Here is a 7,459-nt window from a genome sequence, read left to right on the forward strand (position 1 = left end):
CAAGATGTCCCTTTCGTTAAAGTTAATCCGCCGTGGTGTAATTGGCAACACTGTCGGTTTTGGTCCGATTATTCCAGGTTCGAGTCCTGGCGGCGGAGCTCTCAGGTCCTGGTCTTCCACGGCCCTCTGAGCGTGGAGTGCGCGGCGGCGCCCGGCAAGCGGCGGATGAACCCCCGGTATCCTGCCGGTGTCTTTCCCCCAGCGATGCCGAGGAGCCACCTCGTGACCACCCGTCCGGCCGCCGTCGTTGTCCTTGCCGCGGGTGAGGGCACCCGTATGAAATCCGTGTCCCTGCCCAAGGTGCTGCATCCGCTGTGCGGTCGGTCCATGGTCGGGCACGTGGTCGCCGCGGCGCGGGACCTGGAACCCGAACACCTGGTCGTCGTGGTCGGGCACCGGCGGGAGCAGGTGGTGGAGCACCTGGCGGAGGTGGACCCCGGGGTCCGCACCGTGGTGCAGGAGGAGCAGCTCGGTACCGGGCACGCGGTGCGGGTGGCGCTCGAGGCGTTGGCCGGCGAGGGGCTCGCGGTGGCCGGGACGGTGCTGGTGACCTGTGGGGACACCCCGTTGCTCACCGCCGACACCATGCGCGAGCTCGTCGCGGCGCACCACGACGAGGGCAACGCGGTGACGGTGTTGAGCGCCAGGATGCCTGACCCTTCTGGGTACGGGCGGATCGTCCGGGCTGCGGACGGGGCGGTGTCCGGGATCGTCGAGCACAAGGACGCCACCGACGAGCAGCGGACCATCGATGAGATCAACTCGGGTGTCTACGCGTTCGACGGCGAGCTGCTGGTGCGGGCGCTCGGACAGGTACGCAGGGACAACAGCCAGGGCGAGGAGTACCTGACCGACACCCTGGGCATCCTCCGCGCGGCCGGGCACCGGGTGGGTGCGCGGGCGGCGGGGGACCACCGGGAGATCCTGGGGATCAACGACCGGGTGCAGCTCGCCGCGGCCCGTCGGGTGCTCAACGACCGGCTGGTCGAGGCCGCCATGCGGGCGGGCGTCACCGTCGTGGACCCGGCGTCGGTGTGGCTGGACGTCCAGGTGAGGGTGGAGCCGGACGCGGTGGTGTGGCCGAACACCCAGCTCCAGGGGGCGTCCGTGCTGGGCGCGGGGTGTGAGGTGGGTCCGAACTGCACCCTGCGGGACACCGTGGTGGGTCCGGAGGCCCGGGTGAGCAACACCACCTCCGACCGGGCGGAGATCGGTCCCGGCGCCAGCGTCGGCCCCTACGCCTACCTGCGTCCGGGCACCAAGCTCGGGCCGAGGGCCAAGGCTGGGACGTATGTGGAGCTGAAGAACGCCGAGGTGGGTGAGGGCAGCAAGGTGCCGCACCTGAGTTACGTCGGTGACGCCACCATCGGCGACCACAGCAACATCGGTGCGGCGAGCGTCTTCGTCAACTACGACGGGGTCAACAAGCACCACACCACGATCGGGAGTCACTGCCGGACGGGCTCGGACAACATGTTCGTGGCGCCGGTCACGGTGGGGGACGGCGCCTACACCGCGGCCGGATCGGTGATCACCAGGGACGTCCCGCCGGGTGCGTTGGCGGTCGCCCGGGGACAGCAGCGGAACATCGACGGATGGGTGGCTCGCAAGCGCCCGGGGAGCGCGGCGGCGCGGGCCGCGGCACAGGCCCGGCAGGACGGCGGCGCCGTGGAGCCGGGGCCTGCCGCGGGTGCCCCGGTGGCGGAGCAGGCGGGCGGCTGAACCTGACGGTTTGGCCGGGTGCGCGGGGCCTATGGGGACCGCGTACGGTGGAGGCTGCACCAAACCCGCTGGCCTGCGTCGCAGGTGGGTACCGCCCGCACGGCGTGGTGGAGCGATACACCAAGGAGACGTGTTGTGACCGGGATCAAGACGACCGGTGAGAAGAAGCTGATGCTCTTCTCCGGCCGCGCTCACCCCAAGCTGGCCGAGGAGGTCGCCACGCAGCTCGGGGTGAGCCTGGTGCCGACCAAGGCGTTCGACTTCGCCAACGGCGAGATCTACGTCCGTTTCGAGGAGTCGGCGCGTGGCAGTGACGCCTTCGTGATTCAGAGCCACACGGCGCCGATCAACGCCTGGATCATGGAGCAGTTGATCATGGTTGACGCGCTCAAGCGCGCCTCGGCCAAGCGGATCACCGTGGTGGTGCCGTTCTACGGCTACGCCCGGCAGGACAAGAAGCACCGCGGCCGGGAGCCGATCTCGGCGCGGCTGATGGCGGACCTGTTCCACACCGCGGGAGCTGACCGGCTGCTGGCCGTGGACCTGCACACGGCGCAGATCCAGGGCTTCTTCGACGGTCCGGTGGATCACCTGTTCGCGCTCCCGGTGCTCGCCGACTACGTGGCGCAGCAGGTGGACCGGGACAAGCTGACCATCGTCTCCCCGGACGCGGGTCGGGTGCGGGTGGCGGACCAGTGGTGTGACCGGCTCGGGGCGCCGCTGGCGATCGTGCACAAGCGGCGGGACAAGGACGTGGCGAACCAGGTCACCGTCCACGAGGTCGTCGGCGAGGTGGAGAACCGGGTCTGCGTCCTGGTGGACGACATGATCGACACTGGTGGGACGATCTGCGCCGCGGCCGACGCGCTGTTCGCCAACGGTGCCGCGGACGTGCTGGTGGCGGCGACCCACGGGGTCCTGTCCGGGCCCGCGCGGGACCGACTGAAGAACTCCCGGGTGAGCGAGGTGGTGTTGACCAACACCTTGCCGACGCCGAGCGAGCTGGAGCTGGACAAGGTGACGGTGCTGTCGATGGCTCCGGTGATCGCCAGTGCCATCCGTGAGGTCTTCGAGGACGGCTCGGTGACCAGCCTCTTCGACGACGTGCACTGATCTGCTCAGAGGACGTTCTTTCCGCGTCGGCCCTCGGGGCCGCGCGGTGCCCCGCGCCGGTTCTGACTCCGGCGCGGGGTTGTCCCGGGCCCGCCCGGTTTCTGGTCCGGTGACCGGTACGGCTAGACTTCTTGGGTTGCCCGGCGAGGGACTGTCTCCTTGACGACGCGGTCCGTGATCGACGTGCTCTTCGTACGCCCGTCGTGGGCCGAGCGACACCCACGTCCCATCGCATCCGTACGAGGAGCCCGCAGTGTCCGAGGTCCGTATCGCCGCAGAACCGCGCACCGAGTTCGGCAAGGGTGCCGCCCGCCGTACTCGCCGTGCCGGCAAGGTCCCGGCCGTGGTGTACGGCCACGGTGCCGACCCGGTGCACCTGAGCCTCCCCGGCCACGACCTGATGCTCGCCCTGAAGACCCCCAACGTGCTGATCAGCCTGGACGTGGCGGGGAAGACCGAACTGGTGCTGCCCAAGGCCGTGCAGCGGGACCCGATCAAGGGCTTCCTGGAGCACGTGGACCTGCTGGCGGTCAAGCGCGGCGAGAAGGTCACGGTGGAGATCCCGATCCACGTCGAGGGTGAGCTCGCCCCGGGTGGGAACCTGCTCGAGCACAACCTCAACGCGCTGCCGGTGGAGGCCGAGGCCACGCACCTGCCCGAGGCCGTGACGGTGTCGGTGGCTGGCCTCGCGGCCGGCGCCACCATCGCCGCCCGGGAGATCTCGCTGCCGCAGGGCACCACCCTGGCGGTGGACGGGGACACCCCGGTGCTGCACGTGGTCGCCGCCCAGGCCGAGGAGGCCGCTGCCGGGGCCGCGGGCGAGGGCGAGTCCGCCGAGGGGTGACGCCCCCGTTCCCTTTCTCCGCAGGGCTCCGTCCCGACGCGCAGTCGGGACGGAGCCCTGCGCCGGTGCCGATCGTCGGAGTTCCGCAGTGAGCACAGTGACGTCCCCCAACGCGGACACGGGTCAGGAGCCCTGGCTCGTCGTGGGCCTCGGCAACCCCGGGCCCGAGTACGCGGGCAACCGCCACAACGTGGGCTTCATGGTCGCTGACCTGCTCGCCCAGCGCATGGGCGGGCGGTTCCGGACCCACCGCAGCAGGGCCATGGTGCTGTCCGGGCGGCTCGCCGGGAAACGCGTGCTGCTGGCCAAGCCGATGACGTTCATGAACCTGTCCGGGGGGCCGGTGACCGCCGCGCGGGACTTCTTCAAGGTGCCCACGGGCAACATCGTGGTGGTCCACGACGAACTGGACATCGACTACGGGGCGCTGAGGCTGAAGAGGGGCGGCGGGGACAACGGCCACAACGGGTTGAAGTCCATCACCCGTTCCCTGGGGCCGGACTACTACCGGGTGCGGTTCGGGGTCGGCCGCCCACCGGGCCGGATGGACGTGGCCGCGTTCGTGCTGCGGGACTTCTCCGGCACCGAGCGCAAGGAGCTGGACTACTTCGTGGACCGCGCCGCCGACGCCGTCGAAGCGCTCCTCACCGACGGTCTCGAACGCGCCCAGAACACCTACAACTCCTGACCGGGAACGGCAGATCCGGGAACGGCAGATCCGGGAACGGCCGGGGCGGCGGTCGGGAACGGCCCGGGCGGCGGTCCGGAACGGCGGGACCCCGCGCGGGGGCGTGCGGCCACCACCCGTCGGCCCCACGCCCCCGCGCGTCAGTTCACCCCGTGTTGCGCAGCCCGGCCGCGACCCCGTTGACCGTGAGCAGCAGGGCACGGGCCAGCAGCGGGTCCGGCTCCTCGCCGCGTGCGGCTGCCTCGCGCTGCCGGTGCAGCAGCGAGACCTGGAGGTACGAGATCGGGTCCAGGTAGGCGTCCCGGATGGCGAACGTCTGCCGCAGGGTCGGGGTGGCGTCCAGCAGGTCCTGCTCGCCGGTGAGCGCCAGGACCTCCTTCACCGTCAGCGCGTGCTCGGCCTCGATCGCGGCGAACACGTGGCGCAGCTCCCGTGGGACCAACGTCTCCACGTAGTGCCGGGCGATCCGCAGGTCCGTCTTGGCGAGCGTCATCTCGACGTTGGACAGGAAGTTGCGGAAGAAGTGCCAGTGCTCGTGCATCTCGGAGAGCACGGCCTCCAGCCCGGCGGCGCGGGCGGCGGCGAGGCCGGAACCGACACCGAACCAGCCGGGGACGATCTGCCGGGACTGGGTCCAGCCGAACACCCAGGGGATGGCCCGCAGCCCGTCGAGACCGGCGCCGGAGTCGGGACGGCGGGACGGCCGGGACCCCAGGTGCAGCGACGCGAGCTGGTCCACCGGGGTGGAGGCGAAGAAGTACGCTGGCAGGTCCGGGTCGTCGACCAGCTTCCGGTAGGCGGCGTAGGCGGCGTCGGAGACGGTGTCCATGGCGGCGTCCCAGCGGGCCAGCGCCTCCTCGGACTGCCGGGGCGCGGTGAGCAGCGCCGACGCCTGCAGCGTGGCGGCGACGGTGAGCTCCAGGTTCTCCCGGGCCAGGTCCGGGAGCAGGTACTTGTCGGAGATGACCTCGCCCTGCTCGGTGACCTTGATCTCGCCCTCGAGTGTGCCCCAGGGCTGGGCGAGGATCGCCTCGTGGGAGGGGCCGCCGCCGCGGCCGACGGTGCCGCCGCGGCCGTGGAACAGGCGCAGCCGGACCCCGTAGCGGTGGGCGACGTCACGCAGCCTCCGCTGGGCCCGGTGGATCTCCCACTGGGAGGTGGTGATGCCGCCGAACTTCGAGGAGTCGGAGTAGCCGAGCATGACCTCCTGGACGTCGCCGCGCAGGGACACCAGACGCCGGTAGGAGGGGTCGGCGAGCAACTCGTCCAGGAGCCTGTCGGCCTGCTTGAGCTCGTCGGTCGTCTCGAGGAGCGGCACGAAACCGATCCTCGCCCAGCCGGCGTGCAGGTCGAGCAGGCCGGCCTCGCGGGCGAGCACCGCGGCGGCGAACACGTCGTCGGCACCCAGGCACATGGAGATGATGTAGCTCTCGGCCACCTCCGGCCCGAACCGGTCGAACGCGTCGCCGATGCTGTGGAAGACCCCCAGGGTCTTGGCGCCGGCAGCGTCCAACGGCGCCGGAGTGGGGGCCAACGGGCGGCGCGAACGCAGCTCCTTGGAGAGCAGCTTGCGGCGGTAGTCCCGCGGCATGTCGGCGTACCGCCAGCTCTCCTCGCCGAGCCGGTCGAAGAGCTGCCCGAGCGCGTGGTGGTGCGCCTCGGCGTGCTCCCGCACGTCCATGGTGGCGAGCTGCAGGCCGAACGCGGACAGGGTGCGGACCACCCGGTCCAGGGTGCCGTCGGCGATCAGCTCCCCGCGGTTCGCCCGCAGCGAGTCCTGGAGCAGCACCAGGTCGTCGAGGAGCGGCGCGGTGCCCAGGTAGTCCCGCCCCGGCTGGTGCGGAGTGCCGTTGGCGAGGCGCCTGCGGGTGTTGAGCAGCTTCTGCCGGATGCAGGTGGCCTTGAGCCGGTACGGCTCCTCGGCGTTGAGGCGCTTGTAGCGGGGGCTGATCTCGGGGAGCGCCGCCAGGTCCTGCTGCAGGCTCGCGGCGAGCTCCGCGCTGACCCCGCAGTTCCGGATCGAGTTGGACAGGGCGTTCCGCAGCTCGTCAACGAGGTCGATGGCGTCGGTGATGCCGTACTCGTGCTGGAGGACCAGGACATCGAGGGTGACGTCCGGGGTGACGTTGGGATTGCCGTCCCGGTCGCCGCCGATCCAGGTGCCGAAGGTGAGGGGGCGCGTGGTGGCCGGCAGCTCCACCCCGATCCTGGCCAGTTCTGCGGAGAGGTCCTCCAGGACGTCGCCCACCGCGCCGTGGTGCAGCTCGTCCAGGTAGTAGATGGCGTTGCGGGCCTCGTCGGTGGGCTCCGGACGGGAGACGCGGAGCTCGTCGGTCTGCCAGATCAGGTCGATGTTCTCGGCCAGGCGCAGGTTCGTGCGGCGCATGTCGTGGCTGTCACCGGTCCCGGCGAGCAGCTCGGCCACCCTGCGGAGCTTGTTCAGCACGCTGCGCCGGGCGGCCTCGGTGGGATGGGCGGTGAACACCGGTCGAACGTTGAGGTTGCGCACCACCGTCCGCAGCCGCTCCGGGTCGGCCTCGGCGAGCTGGTCGGCGGTGCGGGACAGCGGACTGCCCTCGGCGGCGCGCCGGGCCTTGAGGTCACGGCCACGGTGGACCTGCTCGGTGACGTTGGCCAGGTGGAAGTAGGTGGAGAACGCCCGGACCAGCTTGGCCGCGGTCTCCAAGTCGGTCTCGCCGAGCAGGGCGGCGGCGGCCTCCCCGTCGGTGCGGGTCAGCGCGCGTACCCGTTCCACCAGGTCGAGCAGGTGCTGCCCCTCCTGGCGGACGAGGGTCTGCCCGAGAAGGTCACCGAGCCTGCGGATGTCCGCGCGCAACGCGCTGTTGTCCGTGAGGGCGGCGGGGGACAGGTCGGGAGGGGTGTCGGCGTTGCTCACGGAAATGTGGCTCCTTGTGACCTCGACAACGGCGGGGCGGACCACGCTGTCCGGAAGCAGTCTATTTTGTGTTCGCTCGCCGCCGGCGCCTCTTATTGTGTTCGCTCGCCGCCGGCCGCTTTGGGGTGCCCCTGCCGGCGTTCCTCAGCGCGCTCCCTCGTTCCTCGGTCGCGGGCTTCGTCTCTTCGGCAGGGGC

5 protein-coding genes and 1 tRNA gene are annotated in these 7,459 nt (G+C 71.1%); 5 read left to right on the forward strand and 1 reads right to left on the reverse strand.

The window, feature by feature from the left end:
- Nucleotides 1-26 precede the first annotated feature (26 nt).
- The 5 genes from A3IG_RS0122035 to pth all read left to right on the forward strand — a co-directional run bounded on the left by A3IG_RS0122035 (nt 27) and on the right by pth (nt 4,367).
- A tRNA-Gln gene (locus tag A3IG_RS0122035) sits at nt 27-98 on the forward strand.
- A gap of 106 nt (nt 99-204) precedes the next feature.
- Entirely contained in the window at nt 205-1,722 is a 1,518-nt protein-coding gene (gene glmU / locus A3IG_RS30835; protein ID WP_040912113.1) for a bifunctional UDP-N-acetylglucosamine diphosphorylase/glucosamine-1-phosphate N-acetyltransferase GlmU, read from the forward strand.
- A gap of 135 nt (nt 1,723-1,857) precedes the next feature.
- On the forward strand, nt 1,858-2,835 hold the full coding sequence (locus tag A3IG_RS0122045; protein ID WP_018385760.1) for a ribose-phosphate diphosphokinase: 978 nt from the start codon (nt 1,858-1,860) through the stop codon (nt 2,833-2,835).
- Nucleotides 2,836-3,088: 253 nt separating this feature from the next.
- Entirely contained in the window at nt 3,089-3,679 is a 591-nt protein-coding gene (locus A3IG_RS0122050; RefSeq protein ID WP_018385761.1) for a 50S ribosomal protein L25/general stress protein Ctc, read from the forward strand.
- Nucleotides 3,680-3,776: 97 nt separating this feature from the next.
- Nucleotides 3,777-4,367: an aminoacyl-tRNA hydrolase gene (pth, locus tag A3IG_RS0122055; RefSeq protein ID WP_018385762.1), complete on the forward strand. Its 591-nt coding sequence runs from the start codon at nt 3,777-3,779 to the stop codon at nt 4,365-4,367.
- 145 nt (nt 4,368-4,512) lie between these two features.
- Here the strand turns inward: pth and ppc are convergent, their stop codons facing one another.
- Nucleotides 4,513-7,263, reverse strand: a complete 2,751-nt coding sequence (gene ppc, locus A3IG_RS0122060; RefSeq protein ID WP_018385763.1) for a phosphoenolpyruvate carboxylase — start codon at nt 7,261-7,263, stop codon at nt 4,513-4,515.
- Nucleotides 7,264-7,459 lie beyond the last annotated feature (196 nt).

It is taken from the genome of Wenjunlia vitaminophila DSM 41686, from assembly GCF_000380165.1.
Lineage (GTDB): Bacteria > Actinomycetota > Actinomycetes > Streptomycetales > Streptomycetaceae > Wenjunlia > Wenjunlia vitaminophila.

What these genes read in the sequence shown, in the direction of transcription:
- glmU (WP_040912113.1), top strand. Translation starts at nt 205, where the DNA reads ATGCCGAGGAGCCACCTCGTGACCACCCGTCCGGCCGCCGTCGTTGTC.